The 17504-nt window shown below is 33.6% G+C and carries 21 protein-coding genes and 7 pseudogenes; 2 read left to right on the top strand and 26 right to left on the bottom strand.

The genetic code is table 11. The features are described 5' to 3' along the window. Together BWGOE10_RS28965 and BWGOE10_RS33665 are read right to left on the bottom strand one after the other, a co-directional pair. Positions 1-269 (bottom strand): annotated as a pseudogene (locus tag BWGOE10_RS28965) (hypothetical protein); the annotation flags it as partial. After that, a complete protein-coding gene (locus tag BWGOE10_RS33665; RefSeq protein ID WP_236736026.1) occupies positions 270-413 on the bottom strand; it encodes a hypothetical protein in 144 nt (47 codons plus the stop codon). Between the two features lie 49 nt (positions 414-462). On the opposite strand from BWGOE10_RS33665, the gene BWGOE10_RS28960 reads away from it, so the two are divergent. Then, positions 463-669 (top strand): hypothetical protein, encoded by a 207-nt coding sequence (locus BWGOE10_RS28960; RefSeq protein ID WP_070145925.1) that lies wholly within the window; start codon positions 463-465, stop codon positions 667-669. Positions 670-1070: 401 nt separating this feature from the next. Here the strand turns inward: BWGOE10_RS28960 and BWGOE10_RS28955 are convergent, their stop codons facing one another. From BWGOE10_RS28955 to BWGOE10_RS34125, 6 genes and pseudogenes are all read right to left on the bottom strand, one after another. Next, on the bottom strand, positions 1071-1388 hold the full coding sequence (locus tag BWGOE10_RS28955; protein WP_070145926.1) for a DUF6572 domain-containing protein: 318 nt from the start codon (positions 1386-1388) through the stop codon (positions 1071-1073). Between the two features lie 700 nt (positions 1389-2088). Continuing rightward, a pseudogene (locus BWGOE10_RS33660) lies at positions 2089-2242 on the bottom strand (DUF600 domain-containing protein); the annotation flags it as partial. Between the two features lie 55 nt (positions 2243-2297). Next, positions 2298-2720, bottom strand: coding sequence for a hypothetical protein (locus BWGOE10_RS28950; protein WP_006097570.1), 423 nt, complete (start codon positions 2718-2720; stop codon positions 2298-2300). Positions 2721-2731: 11 nt separating this feature from the next. Beyond that, positions 2732-3148 carry a tetratricopeptide repeat protein gene (locus BWGOE10_RS28945; protein ID WP_070145927.1) on the bottom strand — a complete coding sequence of 139 codons (417 nt, stop codon included), beginning with the start codon at positions 3146-3148 and terminating at the stop codon, positions 2732-2734. A 216-nt stretch (positions 3149-3364) separates the two neighbouring features. Next, on the bottom strand, positions 3365-3820 hold the full coding sequence (locus tag BWGOE10_RS28940; RefSeq protein WP_070145928.1) for an immunity protein YezG family protein: 456 nt from the start codon (positions 3818-3820) through the stop codon (positions 3365-3367). Positions 3821-3841: 21 nt separating this feature from the next. After that, positions 3842-4245: pseudogene (locus tag BWGOE10_RS34125) on the bottom strand (DNA/RNA non-specific endonuclease); the annotation flags it as partial. 50 nt (positions 4246-4295) lie between these two features. On the opposite strand from BWGOE10_RS34125, the pseudogene BWGOE10_RS30790 reads away from it, so the two are divergent. Continuing rightward, positions 4296-4614, top strand: a pseudogene (locus BWGOE10_RS30790) (DDE-type integrase/transposase/recombinase); the annotation flags it as partial. Positions 4615-4695: 81 nt separating this feature from the next. Here the strand turns inward: BWGOE10_RS30790 and BWGOE10_RS28935 are convergent. From BWGOE10_RS28935 to BWGOE10_RS28855, 18 genes and pseudogenes are all read right to left on the bottom strand, one after another. Next, a complete protein-coding gene (locus BWGOE10_RS28935) occupies positions 4696-5304 on the bottom strand; it encodes a hypothetical protein (protein ID WP_025151448.1) in 609 nt (202 codons plus the stop codon). 13 nt (positions 5305-5317) lie between these two features. Beyond that, positions 5318-5986 (bottom strand): TNT domain-containing protein, encoded by a 669-nt coding sequence (locus tag BWGOE10_RS30785; protein ID WP_081338237.1) that lies wholly within the window; start codon positions 5984-5986, stop codon positions 5318-5320. A gap of 185 nt (positions 5987-6171) precedes the next feature. Next, the gene (locus tag BWGOE10_RS28920) at positions 6172-6645 is read right to left on the bottom strand and encodes an SMI1/KNR4 family protein (RefSeq protein WP_070145929.1); all 474 of its coding nucleotides are present in this window, start codon (positions 6643-6645) and stop codon (positions 6172-6174) included. 22 nt (positions 6646-6667) lie between these two features. Beyond that, a complete protein-coding gene (locus BWGOE10_RS30780; RefSeq protein ID WP_236736028.1) occupies positions 6668-6892 on the bottom strand; it encodes an HNH endonuclease in 225 nt (74 codons plus the stop codon). Positions 6893-6900: 8 nt separating this feature from the next. Beyond that, a pseudogene (locus BWGOE10_RS33875) lies at positions 6901-7101 on the bottom strand (cytoplasmic protein); the annotation flags it as partial. 260 nt (positions 7102-7361) lie between these two features. Continuing rightward, a complete protein-coding gene (locus BWGOE10_RS28910) occupies positions 7362-7829 on the bottom strand; it encodes a DUF6985 domain-containing protein (RefSeq protein WP_070145930.1) in 468 nt (155 codons plus the stop codon). A gap of 17 nt (positions 7830-7846) precedes the next feature. Next, positions 7847-8596: pseudogene (locus BWGOE10_RS28905) on the bottom strand (HNH endonuclease). A 599-nt stretch (positions 8597-9195) separates the two neighbouring features. Beyond that, a complete protein-coding gene (locus BWGOE10_RS28900) occupies positions 9196-9651 on the bottom strand; it encodes a DUF4274 domain-containing protein (RefSeq protein ID WP_070145932.1) in 456 nt (151 codons plus the stop codon). A gap of 24 nt (positions 9652-9675) precedes the next feature. Next, a complete protein-coding gene (locus BWGOE10_RS33090; protein WP_171903164.1) occupies positions 9676-9840 on the bottom strand; it encodes a hypothetical protein in 165 nt (54 codons plus the stop codon). A gap of 44 nt (positions 9841-9884) precedes the next feature. Beyond that, positions 9885-10139 (bottom strand): annotated as a pseudogene (locus BWGOE10_RS33650) (cytoplasmic protein); the annotation flags it as partial. 236 nt (positions 10140-10375) lie between these two features. Then, a complete protein-coding gene (locus BWGOE10_RS28890; RefSeq protein ID WP_070145933.1) occupies positions 10376-10765 on the bottom strand; it encodes an immunity 22 family protein in 390 nt (129 codons plus the stop codon). A 70-nt stretch (positions 10766-10835) separates the two neighbouring features. After that, positions 10836-11306, bottom strand: coding sequence for an SMI1/KNR4 family protein (locus tag BWGOE10_RS28885; protein WP_070145934.1), 471 nt, complete (start codon positions 11304-11306; stop codon positions 10836-10838). Between the two features lie 21 nt (positions 11307-11327). Beyond that, a complete protein-coding gene (locus BWGOE10_RS33085) occupies positions 11328-11669 on the bottom strand; it encodes an HNH endonuclease (RefSeq protein ID WP_171903163.1) in 342 nt (113 codons plus the stop codon). Positions 11670-12189: 520 nt separating this feature from the next. Then, positions 12190-12657 carry a DUF6985 domain-containing protein gene (locus BWGOE10_RS28875; protein ID WP_070145935.1) on the bottom strand — a complete coding sequence of 156 codons (468 nt, stop codon included), beginning with the start codon at positions 12655-12657 and terminating at the stop codon, positions 12190-12192. Between the two features lie 509 nt (positions 12658-13166). Then, positions 13167-13622 (bottom strand): hypothetical protein, encoded by a 456-nt coding sequence (locus tag BWGOE10_RS28870; RefSeq protein WP_070145936.1) that lies wholly within the window; start codon positions 13620-13622, stop codon positions 13167-13169. Positions 13623-13638: 16 nt separating this feature from the next. Then, positions 13639-14613, bottom strand: a complete 975-nt coding sequence (locus BWGOE10_RS28865) for a hypothetical protein (RefSeq protein ID WP_033714317.1) — start codon at positions 14611-14613, stop codon at positions 13639-13641. A gap of 17 nt (positions 14614-14630) precedes the next feature. Then, positions 14631-16787 (bottom strand): T7SS effector LXG polymorphic toxin, encoded by a 2157-nt coding sequence (locus tag BWGOE10_RS28860; RefSeq protein WP_070145937.1) that lies wholly within the window; start codon positions 16785-16787, stop codon positions 14631-14633. After that, positions 16788-17504 carry a DUF4176 domain-containing protein gene (locus BWGOE10_RS28855; RefSeq protein WP_070145938.1) on the bottom strand — a complete coding sequence of 239 codons (717 nt, stop codon included), beginning with the start codon at positions 17502-17504 and terminating at the stop codon, positions 16788-16790.

Genomic DNA, 17504 nt, shown 5'->3' with positions numbered 1-17504 from the left:
CCCTTATACCAATACTCTATTATATATTTCTCTAAATTTCTTATAGAATTCTCTTGTGAAATTTTATTACTCTCAATTACTACTTTTAATTTTAAATATGGGTCTTTTACATAAAACTCACTCTGCTCATAAAAATCTGATGGCTCACCATTTCTAAAAGCAATAAAATAATTAATCAAATAATCATTTAACCCTTCTTTCCTTACCATTGCTATTAGTCTATTAAATTCTTTATCTTCAACATTTAGCATTACTGCTATAGATGTCATTTATAACATACGTATATATCCATTCTTTACACCTTTATCATCTTTGCCTCTTTCCTCAATAACCTTTTCAACCAATAATAAAAACTTTTCTATTCGCTTTTCCTCATAATTGATAAATTCGTTAAAATAGTACCACTCCTTCATTATCAATCTCTTTTCCTTTATTCACACGTCCATCAGAGGACGAAGTAAATTGAAATTTCAGGAGAGTCTCCGTACTATTTTGTACTTTAATTTACCAAAAATATCCCCTTATGAAGCTATAGTTGCTCCTGCTGCAGTTGTTGCTATATTAGCTAGGATAACAATTGGTGTTGCTAACCAAGCTGTTCCCACTGTTATTACAGCGATTAAAAAATTTCAAAAGTACCTATTAACGAAATACCTTCAAACATTTTAACCATAGATCCTGATGCCGATATTCCATCCCCTCCAAACCTTTCACATAGATAGGTTGTTTTGTCTTCTAACTCGTTATGTTCGGATAATTCCCAACAAATTCATCGCTAGTGCCTTGAGGAAATCCAAAAACACCATTTATACACTCAAAAGCATTAATAGCTGTTTTTTTATACCCATGTTTAATTAAAAATTTCTTTAATAGAATCAACAAAAGAGACCTCGAATATGAAGTCTCTTTTGTTGATTCTACTCCATCTGTAACTTTCTCTTCACTTACTCAAAGCCAGGTGACATGGTTCATTAAAATATACAATTCTAAAAAACTTCTTCTTCGAAAAGTTCTTTCCTTGAACCAAAAATCTAGCAAAATAAATTAGAACGTAGACAAGTGATAAAGAATTACTCTTCTGGTAAGTGAATATTGATGAATATGTCAGTATCATTTAGTTGACTAGAAACTACGTTCAGAAATTTTAAGCCATTTTCCGAAACACTATGTTGAAAATCTATATCAATTATTTTTTTCTCAAAGTTGTCCCCATAATCTTTAAAATACTGCTTATCTTCAAGATATACTAAGTAATTATTAATTTTTTCTTGTAGTACGTCTAGATGCATGTCTTCATATTCCCAGTCTAGATAGTCTATTATTAACAACTTTAGATTTTTACCTTCTACTCCAATTGCATCTATCTGATCCAAATCTATAACTGCCATCTTTTCTCCTATCCTATATATGTCTATTGCAATAATCTACAATGTACTCATATATATTTTTCTCTTCATTAATAAATCTGCCATATTCGTGTTTTTCTATTAGATTTTTCGCAATACTTTTAGCTTTTTTATACTTTCTTGTATTTATTAATAATAACATATCAACAAGGTTATAATCGTAAAATTGATTTTTATTCAAATATTTCGAAAAAAAGAAAGAAAGTCATCAAATGGGCTTCTTTTACACTTTCACTGAAGTTCGTTCCAGGTCCTAATTATATTCTTCTATCTTGTGATGTTTCTACGACTTTAATAAAGGGGATACGTTGTCCACAGTTTTTGCTAATGTATTTTCAATTATATAATACTAGTAATTTGCGCTAGCCTTAATTAATAAGCATAATTTTTATAACTTTATAGCATGCCTGCCTATCTATTAAAAAAGCACTTGTTGCCTTTAGTCGACAATCAAGTGCTTTAAGTTCATATATTTTCTAAGTTTATTAATATTTGGAAGTTTTATAAGTTATTTTTATATGGACAGTATGACATCTTTTATACTACTTGGCAAGTGTAACGTTTAAACCCTTTAGCTTGCTTAATCTCGTGTGTTTGTTACACCCTTTGATGGTCTAGCCTTCATGAGTTATTGATTAGAGCGTATCTTTACTTAAACATTTTAAGGGTTATTATTTTTTATCTCCTCCAACGCATCATTTCACCTTATGAGACTCTAAATACTTATTGTTGATCAAATAAAAGAAACTGCTAGATATTACACCTTCTTCCCTTGAAGTATCAACATATACTTTATCGGCTCTATCCTCCACAGATTCCATACATATGGATATCATATCTGCTTGCAATTCACTAAATCTATCTTCAAATTCCTTTTACGCAGCTAAACCTTTAACTTTTTAAAAATTTAAGATACTTAGTATTCTTCGGATTCCCAAAACATCTACCTTCTGATTTTTTATTGGCAATGCTAAAAAATTCTTTTGCGGTTTCTAAATCACCTAATTCAAAAGCAACTTTTCCTGCAATAAATTCCTTGTCACCGGAATCTATACGTGCAAATCCAGTTAAAAATATTTTATCTGCCCACTCCTTTGCTTTTTTTAAATCATTTACCATAAAACAAGTGGAGATAATATCCTTAACTAAATGGTAACTCTCTTCACAATAAATACCTTTAGGATTAGGTATTATATCCCATGCCTCTTCTAATAACACAATAGAATCATTATAGTTACCATTATTAAATTGTTCATTGCTTTTTTCCAAAAGGCTTTCGAATTCTTCTTTTATAGGTGATTGTAAAATAGCCATATTTATCCTCCTCAAATCATATCCTTAATCAATTCAAAATACTTATCATCCTCATTAAAAAAGAGTTTATAGCCTTCTAAAATGTAAGCTCTTAACAGATACTCCTTAGCTTTATCAAGCTCCCCACACTCGAATAAACTCTCTCCAAGTCTCAGTAAAATAAATGGATTTGAAATACCATCCGGACAGTTTAATGCATTATAAAAATTGCTTTTTGCTTTCTCATACTCACAATTTAAAAAATAAGTATCTCCTAATGCTGTATAAATCCATGTACTTGTTTCCCAATTGTTCTTCGGTAACGGAACCAAATCCAGAGCAGCTATATAGCTGTCTATTGCTTTATCATTTTTTCCTTTTTCAACAAAAGTATTTCCCTCGTTACATAATTTTACAATTCGGTCATACACTTGATCGTTGAGTTCCAATATAAATTCCTCCCAATAATTATTTATTTGGTGGCAAGTAGGTTTCATTTAACTTTGCACCTGCGGATCGATTTCTACTATAATGATCTAATACATAATTATTGGAGTCTAACATCCATTCTCTAACCTCTGGGGACTTTGCTCCATAATATCTACCTGTACTGTTCCACCATGAGTTATCCATTCAACTTAGATATAACTATTACTGTAAACCTTTTAAAGGTTATTATTTTTCACTTCTTCAAACCACTCATCAGCAATATGATCCGCCGTTTTAATATCATCATTTGTATATACTAAATCATACTTGTATTCAGCTTTGAATTTGCCACTTTTAACATCATATATTAACTTCATCTCTGTTGGCATGTCTGTTTCATATTCTTTGCATAATTCTTCGATTTTTTCGATATCTTCACATAATATTCGAAGTACCATAAACCCTCTTTTTGGAGACACATCATATCTTTCATCTCCATTCTCTAATGCATCATTTACTCTATGACTCTTTACATACTTATTATTAATCAAATAAAAGAAGCTGCTTGAAATAACGCCTTCTTCACGCGAAGCATAAACATACACTTTATCAGCTCTATCTTCAACAAACTCCATACATACGGAGATCATATCTGCTTGTAATTCAGTAAACTTATCTTCAAAATTTTTCATACTACTTTTTCACTCCTTAGATTAATTTTTAAGAACTTTAAAGCCCCACTCACCATCGATCGTGTAATTAACTATAAATTTATCAGGACGCATATCGTTCCCAGCGTAAACTATTTCAACATCAACAGTTACTTCTTTAGGGGGGCTGCTTTCAAAGCTGCAGCCCCTTCTTCTTCAATCTTCTTATATTGCTTCAAATTAACATCAGATAGTTGCGAAACTAAATTGTCAACTTTAGGCGAGCCTCCAAATCTATCACCTGCTAAATGCCCTGCATGGTCTTGTCCTTTTACTTTACCGAGTGTATTTTTACTATGTGATAATCTCTTCTCTCTTTCAGTTAATTGTAGCTTATCTGTTTCAAATTTTTCAATTCTTCCAAGACTATCGGTTTCATAAAAATAGTCAAACTCTCCTGTTTTAACTAATGTTTTAACGCCACTTGCTCCAGCAGTACCATTTACTGTCCTATTTTATGAAAAGATTGATGAAAACGTTTGGGGAACCAACGGTTCTCACAACAGATAAGGCGCCCTCTTTACTTTGTGCGTTCAAAAAATCAAAAGCAAAAGGCTTCTATAAACATACAACTTACTGCACAATCAAACATCTTAATAATCTGATAGAACAGGACCATAGACACGTAAAGCAGCATTTTGCCAAATCTGCAGGCTTTCACGTACGATAAAAGGAATCGAAACCATTCATGCCTTATATAAACAAAGACGAAGTCTTAAAACAGACTTCGTCTTTCAACGTACAATGAATTACAACCATTACAAGTAGCCACATAATATTTAGTTATACACGCTGACCTATGTCTATCTCTTGTAAAACTTTGCAACAGAGCCTTCAAAGATATATATTTGCATTCTTCAACCCAAAAGATATAATTCTTTTAGAGTTTCTATAAAATCAAAATCCGTCTTTACTTCAATCATATTAATAAGATCATAAAATTGGCTTAGTTTAAAAGAAAAATTGTATAGAACAACCGCGGCACTATTCAATTCTCTAGATTTATTTATATAAATCTTAGAGTTTCTTTTTCCTAAAAATAAAACATTATATCTATCATTTGTGCTTTTTTCTAAAATTATTCTATCTGGCTTAAGTTCGAAAAAAGAATAATACTGTTCATCTGAAAACGTTTTGAATATCTTTTGAATATTATTTAATGATGTTGTACTCCTAATCTCATTTCGAACATTTGTATCATACTTTCTTACTTCTAACTTACTTTTCGAAAAAATATATAAAGCCAATGCTGATTTATATTTATCTGGAAATGTATCTACTTTGTATTCTTTTCCTCTAACAACTTCAAAAATCTCATAATGATTATTTACTTTATTAAAAGTTAACTTAACAATAGTTTCAGGATAATCTTCCCCACCTAATGGTGCAACACAAATAATATCTTTTTCCCTTTTAATCACTTTAAATTCTGTTTCAATTAAATTATATATACCGCTTAAGTCCATATTTTATACTCCTTTATGGCTTTATTTGTTTAATAATTTCAAGCTCTATTAATTCTTCTATAGAGTAAGTTCGACCATTAGGTTTATATTTAATAATTTGCGTTCCTCCACCTGGCTGATCAAACCAAGGAGCAATTTTCCCTGAAGTTACTTCAAAATCAGCAATAACCTCATAAACATAATAAGGCGCTTGTTCACTATGCGGGGCCAAAGCTCTAATTGGGAACGAATCACTTTCAGGAGCTAAAAAAGAACCTTTCGGATTACCATATCTATCCAACTTCGTTCCAGGATGTAATGTTTCCACTTTTTGAGTTCCCGAAACAAATCCATCATTAGGCGGCCAATGAATTTCCCCTGTTTCTTGGTCATAGTATTTTGGATTCTTATATACATCCTCATATTTCTTATATAATTCTTCACTAGGTGGATAATTCCATTTCTTTATATTTTCAGGGATTTTCACATCATCTACATGTTTCCCAGCCTCACTAGCTCCCTTACCAACATTACCCGTACCCTTAGTTTCACTCTTAACAACAGAAAATAACTCTCCACCAAGTGCGTTTCTCCCTCCTCCATTCCCAATGCCAGCTAGCGCTGGTTCAGGGAATAAATTCGGGATCTCAATATGTTTAATCTTCTCCCTAACATTCTTCATACTGTTCGGCAACTTATTCATTAATGCCGTTACTTCTTCCAACTTACCAACTATTTATGAAGTTAAAGCATACCAATCAAGTGCTTTTATTTATTTCTATGTTTATATGCTAACTTTTAATTTGCACCTTAAAAAAATCGTAGATTTTTTCTTTATATTGTAATTCAAATTTAATCCCGTAACACTCCATCTTTTTACAGAGAATGTTATTCCTCTAACATACTTAGAAAATCATTTACATTATCTGCAATTTTTTCTGTAACTGGTTCAAACTCACCTGAATCTTCGTTATACCAAATGCAAATTGTTGGATTTGTTTTACTTTCGCCATAATCTAAACAAACGAAATTCCCTGCAAACAGAGCTGTAAAGGGTACTAATTCAGCCCCTGTAGAATCTTCATCCGAAATAATTCTTTCATCTAATTGACTGAATACAACCTTTATATCGTACATACCCCTGTCATTTTCACCTGGATTATCCAATAAACAAAGAAAACGATCAACTACATATCTATTAGACTTATATTGAAAAAACCTAGTTATTGGAACAGCACCATTATTTTTCAATATAAAATCTGTAAAATCTATGGGAAACTTGATTTCAAAACTCTCTTCCACGCGTGTAATTAAATTCTTATCTGGAATAGGATAAATTATACTTTCTTTCTGAATTTCCATAATCTTTCACCCCTTAATTAATTTAATGTCGTGGAGCGTCTGCCCAATGTCCTTTTGTCCTTCCCCCATTATGCTTAGTGATATTATGAATATCAAATGGCACAAGCTCCATTATTCCATCTTTTTCTTTATGATGCCATGTCTTGCCCTCAGGTTGCACTTTATTTGGTAATCTTTCATTTAGCCACCTAAACTGCACATCGTCTTTTTCTAACCATAATTCCTTTGGAAGTACATCTGTAAACAATACTACATCCGCTCCCAAGAGTTTAAATCACGCTCATTTAATTGTCCTATTATCTCCCCACCTTCTGAGGATTTAATATCTTCCCAAACGTTCTCAACTTCATCCAAATCTTGAGACCATACTAATTCTTGCGCTCTTTCATACTCATTAACCGTAACAACATCACGATTTAGAAGGTTTTCATTATGAAAAGGTTGCAAATTTGTAATAAAATTAATAACCTCTTCGACTAATTAAGTGTTTTTTCCGTACTTTATTTATCCACCTTTCCCAAAGTTCTTCAGTAGCACCGATTTTACTGTCCCCAGAATAGTATGTACGATAGAAATAACCTTCAAGATTAATTTTTCCATTTGCATAAAAAAACAGCAGAGATTTCTAGTATCTATCTCTGCTGCCTTTGCTATCAATTTCCAAAAAAAACAATTTTTTATATTCTGTTATGTGTATCCCTTACAAATAGTAATGCTTAAATTGCAACATCTTGGTATCCTACCCTAGCTACTTCTTCATTTATTAGACGAATGCCTACCCCATTTTCCATATCCCATGTACAGTCAAATGTTAGTCCAATATATCTGCCTTCAAAGCGTCTAGCAGATGGGACATAAATCCCCACTAGCCTGATCTTTTCAAGAAGCTGATCAATCGTTTCAATTAAAGGATAATTTTCATTATATGAAACATTATACCCAAGCTCATGTCGTTTTTGTTTGTAATAATCTAGAATTGGTTGCAAAATACTTTGTTGAAGATGTCCCCAATTTTGTATTAAAGAATTATACGAAGCATACTGTTTTTCACTAAATTCTCCATCTTCTTCACCATCTATCATCAAAGCAATATCGGCTTCTTTTTCGCAAAACTCAATGGTAGTATCTCTACTCCAGACATAATCATATTCAAGCTCACCAAAAACTGCATCATTTATTTTCATTTTGAATTTTCCCCTTTCTATTTATTGGCAAATTCTCCTGGCTTAAACGCTCCTGCATTTATCTCTCCTACGCCGCCAAGATGCCCAAATTTGCCATTTATTTCTGATGGTACAAGTTGGATAGTCTTCACATCATTTAATTCATGCCACGTAAACCTGTATTCTTCTCGATAATCTGCAATGTCTCCTGCTTTAATTTTCCCAGGAGTCATTCCAAACTTGCTTGCCAACTCTGGTGAAATGTTAAGTTGTTCAGCCAACTTTTGATCTGCTTGTTTAAAATTAATAGTTCTAGCTTTTGTTCCGTTCTTGCCGGTCCCGCCTAACATGTATTCAATTTCAAATTGTGCTTTTGCTACAGGTGAAAAATCAGGAACTCCATTTTTATACTCAATTCCATTAATACCAGCTTCATTTAAGATTTTCTGTAACGTAGGATCTGGTGGTGGTTTTAGAGTACATAAAGACTCACCTCTAGCCCCTTCGAAAACAACCTTTGAATTTGTTTCTGCGGGTGTTTGCTTAAATCTTGAATCATATGTACTAGCAAATTCCTCTTGCTTGAAGGCTGGTGGAATATCAGCATCTCTATTACCCGTATCCTTAACACCACCACTCTCCAAATTCGAGATCCTACTCTGAATACTCGCTTTAGAGATGCCACGGTGCTTCTTTTACTTTTCCCTAGAATTTGTTCCCCCGTATCTACTTACGCTTCCATCGGGTAATATTTCTACACCTTTAATGAAGGGGAATATGTTGTCCACAATTTTTGCTAGTTTAATTTCAATTATATAATATTCACGACTTATTTTATTTCATTTATCAATCCGTATATACAATCTATATTTCATTTGTTTATCGAGTCTTAATATATCTATGAAAAAAGCACTTGTTGCCATAAATGACAATCAAGTGCTTTAAGTTCATCTGTTTTTAAGTAGCATAAATTTGTAAGTTTTATAGTAACAATATGACACCTTTTGTATGTCATTATAAGTACTACGTTAAAACTTACGAGCTTGTACGAGTTCATTACTATCATGTTCATTCCATGTGTTTATATTCGCCGCCCAATAAAATGTCATCTCGCCTAAGCTCCTACTTCGTTTTTCTATCCTATCATTGCACACAGTACTCCATGATAGTACAACCATCATGGAGTATATATTTTCAAACACCCTTTTATTTTTTCTATCTACTTCACATATACTTTATTTTTTATTCATATATACTTGTGCGTATTTAAATTTAGCACCACGAACTTTATCATATCCGTACATAAAATATAAATTAGTATAGTAAGCTCTATAAAATCACTATAACCAAACTCATTTATTTACTGTAATGAGTTTTTTATGTTTATTTATATTTTAGGAATATCAATTATATTTCCTGGTGACTCACTAATAAGAATATCTGAAATACTTGGGTTACTTTTTTTCAACTTGAATATTTGAATTTTTGTTAATTCAGGGTTAAATGATATATTTTGTGTTTTAAACTCCAAATTCATAATTTTATTTTGAATTTTTAATATAAAAACCTTCCATTCTTGTAATGGAGAATTCGAAACTTCCTCCGGACTTTCTAATAGTCGATATCCATCGGCATAATGAAACATTAGTAATCCCGTTCCTAAGTCACAATCTTTATTTTCAAGAATTTCATTTGGTATATCAAATCCACTATTCCAATTATAATTTGCTGCAAAACAATGAAGGATTATTGGATTATCTATATTCTTTATTCGGCTAATTGTATCCTCTTTATTTGTATTATAAAGTAATTCTTCAAGCAAACTAGTATCTTTATTTTCCATTACACCTTACCACCTTACTGATATTTACTTATTTTGTATTTCCAATTGTTTTAGCTTTCTTTCCCAAAGTTCTACTGTTGCACCTTGGCTTGGGTACAATGGTAAACCATTCCCCTGTAATTTTCTTAAATTTTTTTGCAAATCATATACCTGCTTTTGTAAACTATCAATACTTTGGTTAATATCCATTTTATTTAACGCTCTTGCAACTCCTTCATTGTAAACAGAATGATCTGTGCAGGTGTTTGATTAATCCTTGATTCATACGAACTAGCAAATTCCTCTTGCTTGAAGGCTGGTGGAATATCAGCATCTCTATTACCCGTACCCTTAGTTTCACTCTTAACAGTAGAAAATAACGCTCCAAGTGCGTTTCTTTCTCCTCCATTCCCAACACCAGCTGCCGAAAGTTCAGGGAATACATTCGGGATTTCAATATTTTTAATCTTCTCCACGACATTCTTCATGCTACCCGGCAACTTATTCATGAATGCCGCTACTTCTTCCAACTTACCAACTATTTATGAAGTTAAAGCATACCAATCAATTAAAAAAGCACTTGTTGCCTATCATAGACAATCAAGTGCTTTAAGTTCATTTGTGTTCTAAAGTTTTAAGTCACTAGTCACTTTAAGTTCGTGCATACAATCATTTGATACTGATAATATGATATGTTTTGTATTCCATAACAAATAGTACATTTAAACTAACGAACTTGTACAAGCTACTTGTATAGTACATTACCAATAAATTTAATTTCTATATTTTCGGATTCATCTTCACTTTTCGCTTCATTGTATTTAAAATCATAGAGTACAATAACAGAATTAATACTATATACTAAATTATCAGCATTTATTAACTCTTTTATTTTTGGGATAATTTGTTCACTATAAGAAAAATCTTTTAAAATATCTTCTACATTATTTTTAGGATCTTCATAAAAACAAATTTCAATGTTATCTTCATCATAATAACCAAATTCAAAGTTTTCCCCAAACGTTGAGTCTATTGAATCTCCATCTTCCGTATATTCTATATCAACATACTCTTCAAGGCTCTCAAATGATTTAGAAACCCCAAACCAGACCGAAACCATTCCACTATATTCCATATTATTACTCCTCATTTTTTTAGAGTTCCTTTAGCTAGTTTTAATCATGTGATTTGTCTAGATAGATGTATTAGTGAAGCATACCCATAAATTCATCGAAGGTATCTGCAACATGATAACTTACTGGTTCAAGTTCAGCAGAATTCTCATGATCCCACACACAAACTTTAGGGTTATTTTTTGATTCTCTAAAATCTAAACATAAAAAATCACCGGCAAATAATACAGCAATTGGTAATAAAGCTACTCCCAGTGAATCTCCATCATCCGTAAGTCTCTCATCTAGCTGAGTCCATGTTACATCAATATCAAACATACCTATTTCAATATTTTCTGGGGCTTCAAGAATACATAAAAACCTAATAATTGCATAGCTATGGTTATTACACCCAAAAGATTTCTTTTCTGGGGAACCACCATTATTAACTTTTATGAAATTCTTATAATCTATCGGTAGTTGAACTCTCCAAAATTCTTCTTTCCTTAATATCAAACTATCAGATGGTAACGGATAAATTATAGATTCTTTTTTTATTTCCATTAAAAACACTCCTTTTTTTTATTATCTTGGCGCATCTAACCACATTCCTTTAGTCCTTCCACCATTATGAACAGTAATATCATGGATTCCATAAGGAACTAGTTGCATTTCCCCTGGTACTTCAGTATGATGCCACGTATAAGAACCATTTTCCACCATAGCCCTTATATCTTCTGGAAGCCTGTTGTTCAACCAGTCAAATTGCTCCACATCTCTTTTTAACCATAAATCTTTTGGAAGTTCATCTTTATGCACTACTAGACCAAGTCCTTCAAAATCAGCAAATCCATAGCGCATACCTTCTACTTTTTTCACTTCAACTTCCGGTATAAGACCTAGTTCTTTAGCTCGTTGTTTTATCATTTTTCCTTTATTACTTGTTAATTTATTTCCACCTTTAATATTATTGGCCCAAGACCAGCTTTTAATATCTATTACCTCAATATAATGTCGAGCATAATCATCTAATACATCATCAAAATTCTTAGTTCCGTTAATAAAATCATCTATATTATTTAAATTAACTTCACTTACTGCCTTACTTCTATTACCCGTACCCTATGTTGTAATCTTAAAATAAAAAGCACTTGTTGCCTATCGTAGACAATCAAGTGCTTTAAACTCATCTGTTTTTAAGTAGCATTAAATTTGTAAGTTTTATAGTAACAGTTCGACAGCCTTTATATGTTGTGACAAATATTATGTTAAAACTTACGAGTTTGTACGAGTTCTTTAGTTTAATATACATTCCATGCATTTATATTGATTTCCTAATAAAATGTCATCTCGCCTAAGCTCGTACTTCGTTTTCTGTTCTATCATTGCACATAATACTCTTTGATGGTACAACCATCATGAGGTCTGTACTTTTTAATACCCTATTTTAAATAGCGACATCTTGATAACCTACTTCATCTACCTTTTCATTTATAAGACGAATTCCTAAGCCATTTTCCTCATCCCATGAACAATCAAATGAGACCCCTACATCACGTCCATCGCGAAGGAAATCATACGGAACAGAAATACCTACTAATGTTATATGTTCTATTAATTGATCGACTGTCTCAATTAATGGGTAGTCCTCATTAAATGCCACATCATAACCAAGCTCATGCCTTTTTTCTTTATAATAATCTAAAACTGGTTGTAATATGCTATGTTTGATTTGTTCCCAATTATCCATTAATGAGTTGTATGCCACATATTGTCCTTCATCAAAATCCCCATCTTCAGTACCTCCCACCAATAATGCTATCTCTGTATCTTTTCCCAAAAACTTTATAGTTCTATATCCTACCCAATTATACTGATAATCAAGTTCTCCAAAAACTTTATCATTTATTGTCATTTAAAAATCTCCTTATTACATTATTTATTTGCAAACCCTCCAGGCTCAAAAGCTCCTGCGTTTATCTCTCCTACATCACCCAGATGTCCAAGTTCAGCATTTATGATTGTTGGCACGAGTTGCATTATTTTACCCTCATTCTAACCTAGTTGTAAAAATAAAAAAGTCAATAGCCACTACGTTCTCCTAACGTTGCTATTGACTTCCTTTATTGAGCATGTACCTTTGTCAGTGTCCCAGTAACTCACAAAATAGGCACATTTTGCAACTTATTTTTCTATTTCTAGTATCAAGCCTTCCAAATTCAAAACACCTTTATTATTTTGAATAATGTTCATGCGAAAAGTTTTAGATAGATTTGCAAGAACATGAATGATCACCGTAACACATGGCGTAATTACAATCGTACATGGCCAAAAATTGCACATTCTAGATAGCTATGCAATCTTGATATTAACTTATAAAGAAACCTTGACCGGAGTCAAGGTTGAAGACATACAATCTTAGGTCTATCTATAAAACTTGATACACCTTTCTTGAAAAGGGATTCTATCATCGAGCAGCACTTCTTCTTGCAGCAATTTTGTGATAGTCTCTATTTTTACAATGAATAGTGCGAAGAAGTCGCCCGAATTTGGATATGAAAATAGTCCATAGCCCTTTGGTGACAGTATTTTGTTGACCTCCTGGATCTTTTCAGGTAAAAATTCGTAATTAAATGCTTCTAATCTCTCGAGTTCTTCTTGTGTTGCTAATTCAATTTGGTGGGCAAATTCGTAATCAAGAATAAAATTGACAATTTCTTGGTATTGCTCACCTTTATAGTCAACGTATAAAAACTGTTTCGTCGTCAATCCATATTTTAATAGGTCTTCATGTAAGTCATAACTTCCTTGCTCCTTCAAAAACGTTTCCAAATCCTTGCTATCAGGAAATATAATCTGTGCTATCCCTTGATCAGGCATATTAGCTTCCTCCCTTTTATTGAAATAATTCTCCATGCTTGTTAGGAATATATTCCGAGTAGTTTTTACGATAAAATTGATCGATCATCTGAAGCACGGGATCCCATTCAGGGTATGCCTCACGTTCTCCAAATACCATTTTCGCTTCTGGAGTATTCATCAGAAAATTATCGATTTGAGTAGGTACTGGCAACCCTTGTTGTTTCCTTACATGGATCAAGAATAAGATTTCAAAAGGATAAAATCCGTATCTGAAATCGCCAAATTCACCTAGCTGTCCGATTTCAGAAGCTAATGCAGAATGATGCTGAGACATTATCGAAATTAGATGTTCTATTTCTTCTAAATCGCCAGTCGACCAACGTCCCAGCACTTCATCATAAATGTTCAGGTCTTCAGGGATTAAGTCGCATCGTAGTTCAGCTTCCTTAAACTTATTTTTCACGGTTAGATGCAATTTTTCATTCGTTCCCATGATGGTTTTATTTCTATACTGCAAGTACAGCTCTAGCAAAAACCAAATATGTCTATACTCTTCATTGGCATCTATTAAATGTTCACCGAAGTTATGAGCCATAAAATCATATAATATATTTTCTTCTTTCTCCCATCCATACATTGCAAAATGAACTAATGTGAGGACGACTTCTCTAAACGTATATCCCAAGATCATCCCTGGATACCTGATTGTATAGAGATCCTGTCCCATGCACTGGTAAAATAAGACCTTCTGCATGTTTTTTAGTCCTTCTTCATTGTTTCCACCGCTAATCAATACATCGTTTTTCCATAGTGACAAGTGATATGAGAAAATTTTGCTTAGATTTATTAATAGTATGTGATCTTTCTCTGTTTCATTTTGCTCAACAATTTTCTCAATCTTTCTTCTACTGACATTATATTTATCTTTAACATCTTCAAATTTGATTCCATCCACAAAATTTTTGCTATATCTTTTAAAAGCCATTTCTAACTTTTTTTGGTTCATCATTGCATCCTCCCTATGAATTACTCTATTTTCTTACTCCAGTCCTTTACCTGTAACTCATCAACGCCGAATCCAATATCAGTGATCTTGATATCTGTTTCAACTCTAATAAAATCGAATTTTAGACCAGGATTCTCCTCCATCAGATCCTCTAAGTTACCTTTAAAACTGGCATACCTAGGATCATCGCTGTTAACCATGTCTTGGAAGTACGTATTTCCGCCCTTTTTCTGTTTATCCGAGTAACTAAAACTAGCGGAATCTGATGCCTTCGATTCAATAATCGTTAACTTTGGCGGCGGCCCTTCCGATAGGAACGCTGCATCTATGCCGTTTCTCCCCACTTGGAACAGATCGGAAACGTCTTTACCTAAATTATTGTTTTTAGCTAAGAGTTTTGTCACTTCTTCCCCAAAATCACCTTTATCATGAGAAAAATATTTAGAATTATCGATTTTTCTTTCATGCTCCTTTGTAACCTCCAAGTCATAACGATCACTAATAATATCTTTCGTATCCAACTTGTTGGCCAATTTATTTCTTTCTCGCGTTAATCTTTTGACTTCTTTGTCATTTTCCTCTTTTTTCAATCTTTTTATTTCTTTATCTAACCTTTTAATTTCTTTTGAGATATTGTCTGAAATGTTACTGCCAGAGCCACCTTTAACCGTATCCTTACCAAAAACCTTCTCCCCAGTCTCCTTCATAAACTGATAAGCAGCATCTTTCAGAGAGTCTAATCCTCCGCCTCCGACTTTCCCAACGCCAGCATACGAAGGTTCAAATACATTCGGGATCTCAATATTTTTAATCTTCTCCACAACATTCTTCATACTATCCGGCAACTTATTCATGAATGCCGTTACTTCTTCCAACTTACCAACTATTTTACTATTTTTCGCGGCTACCTGAAAGACTTTTGTACCCTCTGCGAATTTTCCGAATGCAGCTGTTCCTTTCACTGCGGCGGTTACTTCACCGACGCCGATAAAACAACTACCAATATCAAATATCGCGCCGCCAAGAGCATAAGGATCGGTCAATGCTTTTTCTACATAACCTTTTACGGAGTTAACTAGTGCCTTACCATACTTAGGATAATCTTGCCAGCTGATGATGGCTTGTCCAAGATTTTTTATCGTATTACCTGCTCCGTAAATATCGTCCAGTTTCCATTGTTCTGTTTCTACGCCGCGTATCGAATTAAAGCCCCACTCACCAAGCTCTAAGGCTAGGTAAGTTACCTTCATTGCACCTATCGCTATCCCACTAATTGCGGATCCTGCCGCCCCTAAAAAACCTTCCAACACCAAGGCATCATCAGCAAGTCCTTTTAGGAAAGGGATGTTCTCCCCTACCCATTTTGTGCCTTTTCTCAATACATCCCATTTCTCACCGGCACTATTGGAAAAGTTTTGAAGCCAAGCCTCCACTGGATGATGTTCCGCCCATTCCTCTTGCTTTTTCTTCATTTCTCTTTCAGCTTGCAGTTTCGCTTCTTTTTCCGCTTTCGTGATTTGTGTATCCATTTCATGAATGCCTTTTGCCAACGCATCTTGTGCAAAGAAGGCTTGCAGTTGCGGATTAGTATAAGATAAACTACTCACTTCTTTTGCCATTTGAACTTGTTTGTTTAGGGTATTGAGAATGTCTTCCGCATTGCTTTTTTCTTTTTTGCTTTCAAATTGCTGTACTTTTTGAATCGTATCCTCTAGTTCTTTGCTGGCTGCAACCAGTTTTTCATCAAACTGGCTGTTCGGCATACTCAGTGAAATCAAATCACTTACGCTGTTGTAAATATTAGAGATGCGACTATCCATTTCATGTTTCTTGGGTTGAAGATTGGAAAGTTTGTTTTGCGCTTGAAGCAATGCATCTTCCAGAATAACCGCATTCTCATCAGTTTCTCCCGTTGTTGACTGAAAATCCTGTAAGGTTTGTACCATTTCCATAATGAGGGATTTATTGGCAAGTTCCAATCCGGTCACAACTGTATTTTGGTTATTATTGATGTCGTCGACAATCGCTTTTCCTGTTGCACCCTGCATGGCATCGGCTTGTATAATCCCATTCAATGCGTTTTTGGCTTTTTCAAGTTGTTCATTGGTTTTACCGGTGTCTTTTTGGAGTTTTGCCAGTACTTCAAGGAATTCCTTTAAATCTACTTGAAAGCCCATTTAATCCGCCTCTCTTTCTGGTGAAGTATGAACAGCTTCATAGAAGGCAAGCGCTTTATCTAGTGGTAAAAAGGCACTGGATAGCTTGCCATTTGCTACTTGCATACTTCGTAAGAAAGTAAAAGCAAATTGTTCTTCCCATTCATTCGTCATCCCAGGTGAAACAACTCGCTTAATCATCATATTGGACACATAAATCGCTGGTGTGTTACTCATTTCACCAAACGGCCACAAGTAACCAAGATAATCTACCACATAATCGTTAAATCCCTCTCTTAACGGTACTTTGCGCCCTGTTAAAACCACGAGTTCTCCGAGTTCACTATTCTTGAACATATTTTGAATTACTTCTGGCATCATGTCTACGTCCAATTCCACAACGGTACCTAGCGGCAAAATTTCACTATAACACGCATCAATCAAACCCATCAAACGTAAAAATTGAGAAAATGGAATATCTAATTGCGTTTCTAATCGTTCAAAACGAATTGTCTCATTCGGATAATCAAACGTCACTGAGAATTTCGCGCCGATTTTTGGTTTGTTTTCAAAGACATCTTCTTGATTTCGAAACGCCTTGTAAACCTCACGAAAAAGGGAAGGCTGATTCCCCAGCAAATTACCCATTTGTAATAGTTCGTCAGTAATCTCTAAATCTAATGTTTTGTCATTTTGTAAAACAATTTCTAAAAGTTCTCGTTTGTTATATTCGACCAT

It is taken from the genome of Bacillus mycoides (genome assembly GCF_001757995.1).
Classification (GTDB): domain Bacteria; phylum Bacillota; class Bacilli; order Bacillales; family Bacillaceae_G; genus Bacillus_A; species Bacillus_A mycoides_B.
Note: the sequence above shows the minus strand (reverse complement) of the source record. Positions and strands in the feature narration are given on the sequence as shown.

Excerpts from the sequence above, each read along its gene's own strand:
- BWGOE10_RS28955 (WP_070145926.1), bottom strand. The coding sequence starts at position 1,388 with ATGGCAGTTATAGATTTGGATCAGATAGATGCAATTGGAGTAGAAGGT.
- BWGOE10_RS33090 (WP_171903164.1), bottom strand. The coding sequence starts at position 9,840 with ATGGATATTAACCAAAGTATTGATAGTTTACAAAAGCAGGTATATGAT.
- BWGOE10_RS33085 (WP_171903163.1), bottom strand. The coding sequence starts at position 11,669 with ATGATAAAACAACGAGCTAAAGAACTAGGTCTTATACCGGAAGTTGAA.
- BWGOE10_RS28865 (WP_033714317.1), bottom strand. The coding sequence starts at position 14,613 with ATGATGAACCAAAAAAAGTTAGAAATGGCTTTTAAAAGATATAGCAAA.
- BWGOE10_RS28885 (WP_070145934.1), bottom strand. The coding sequence starts at position 11,306 with ATGGAAATAAAAAAAGAATCTATAATTTATCCGTTACCATCTGATAGT.
- BWGOE10_RS30785 (WP_081338237.1), bottom strand. The coding sequence starts at position 5,986 with ATGAATAAGTTGCCGAACAGTATGAAGAATGTTAGGGAGAAGATTAAA.
- BWGOE10_RS33665 (WP_236736026.1), bottom strand. The coding sequence starts at position 413 with ATGAAGGAGTGGTACTATTTTAACGAATTTATCAATTATGAGGAAAAG.
- BWGOE10_RS28870 (WP_070145936.1), bottom strand. The coding sequence starts at position 13,622 with ATGCCTGATCAAGGGATAGCACAGATTATATTTCCTGATAGCAAGGAT.
- BWGOE10_RS28875 (WP_070145935.1), bottom strand. The coding sequence starts at position 12,657 with ATGACAATAAATGATAAAGTTTTTGGAGAACTTGATTATCAGTATAAT.
- BWGOE10_RS28935 (WP_025151448.1), bottom strand. The coding sequence starts at position 5,304 with ATGGACTTAAGCGGTATATATAATTTAATTGAAACAGAATTTAAAGTG.
- BWGOE10_RS28890 (WP_070145933.1), bottom strand. The coding sequence starts at position 10,765 with ATGGAATATAGTGGAATGGTTTCGGTCTGGTTTGGGGTTTCTAAATCA.
- BWGOE10_RS28900 (WP_070145932.1), bottom strand. The coding sequence starts at position 9,651 with ATGGAAAATAAAGATACTAGTTTGCTTGAAGAATTACTTTATAATACA.
- BWGOE10_RS28940 (WP_070145928.1), bottom strand. The coding sequence starts at position 3,820 with ATGAAAAATTTTGAAGATAAGTTTACTGAATTACAAGCAGATATGATC.
- BWGOE10_RS28855 (WP_070145938.1), bottom strand. The coding sequence starts at position 17,504 with ATGGTCGAATATAACAAACGAGAACTTTTAGAAATTGTTTTACAAAAT.
- BWGOE10_RS28860 (WP_070145937.1), bottom strand. The coding sequence starts at position 16,787 with ATGGGCTTTCAAGTAGATTTAAAGGAATTCCTTGAAGTACTGGCAAAA.
- BWGOE10_RS28950 (WP_006097570.1), bottom strand. The coding sequence starts at position 2,720 with ATGGCTATTTTACAATCACCTATAAAAGAAGAATTCGAAAGCCTTTTG.
- BWGOE10_RS28910 (WP_070145930.1), bottom strand. The coding sequence starts at position 7,829 with ATGAAAATAAATGATGCAGTTTTTGGTGAGCTTGAATATGATTATGTC.
- BWGOE10_RS28920 (WP_070145929.1), bottom strand. The coding sequence starts at position 6,645 with ATGGAAATTCAGAAAGAAAGTATAATTTATCCTATTCCAGATAAGAAT.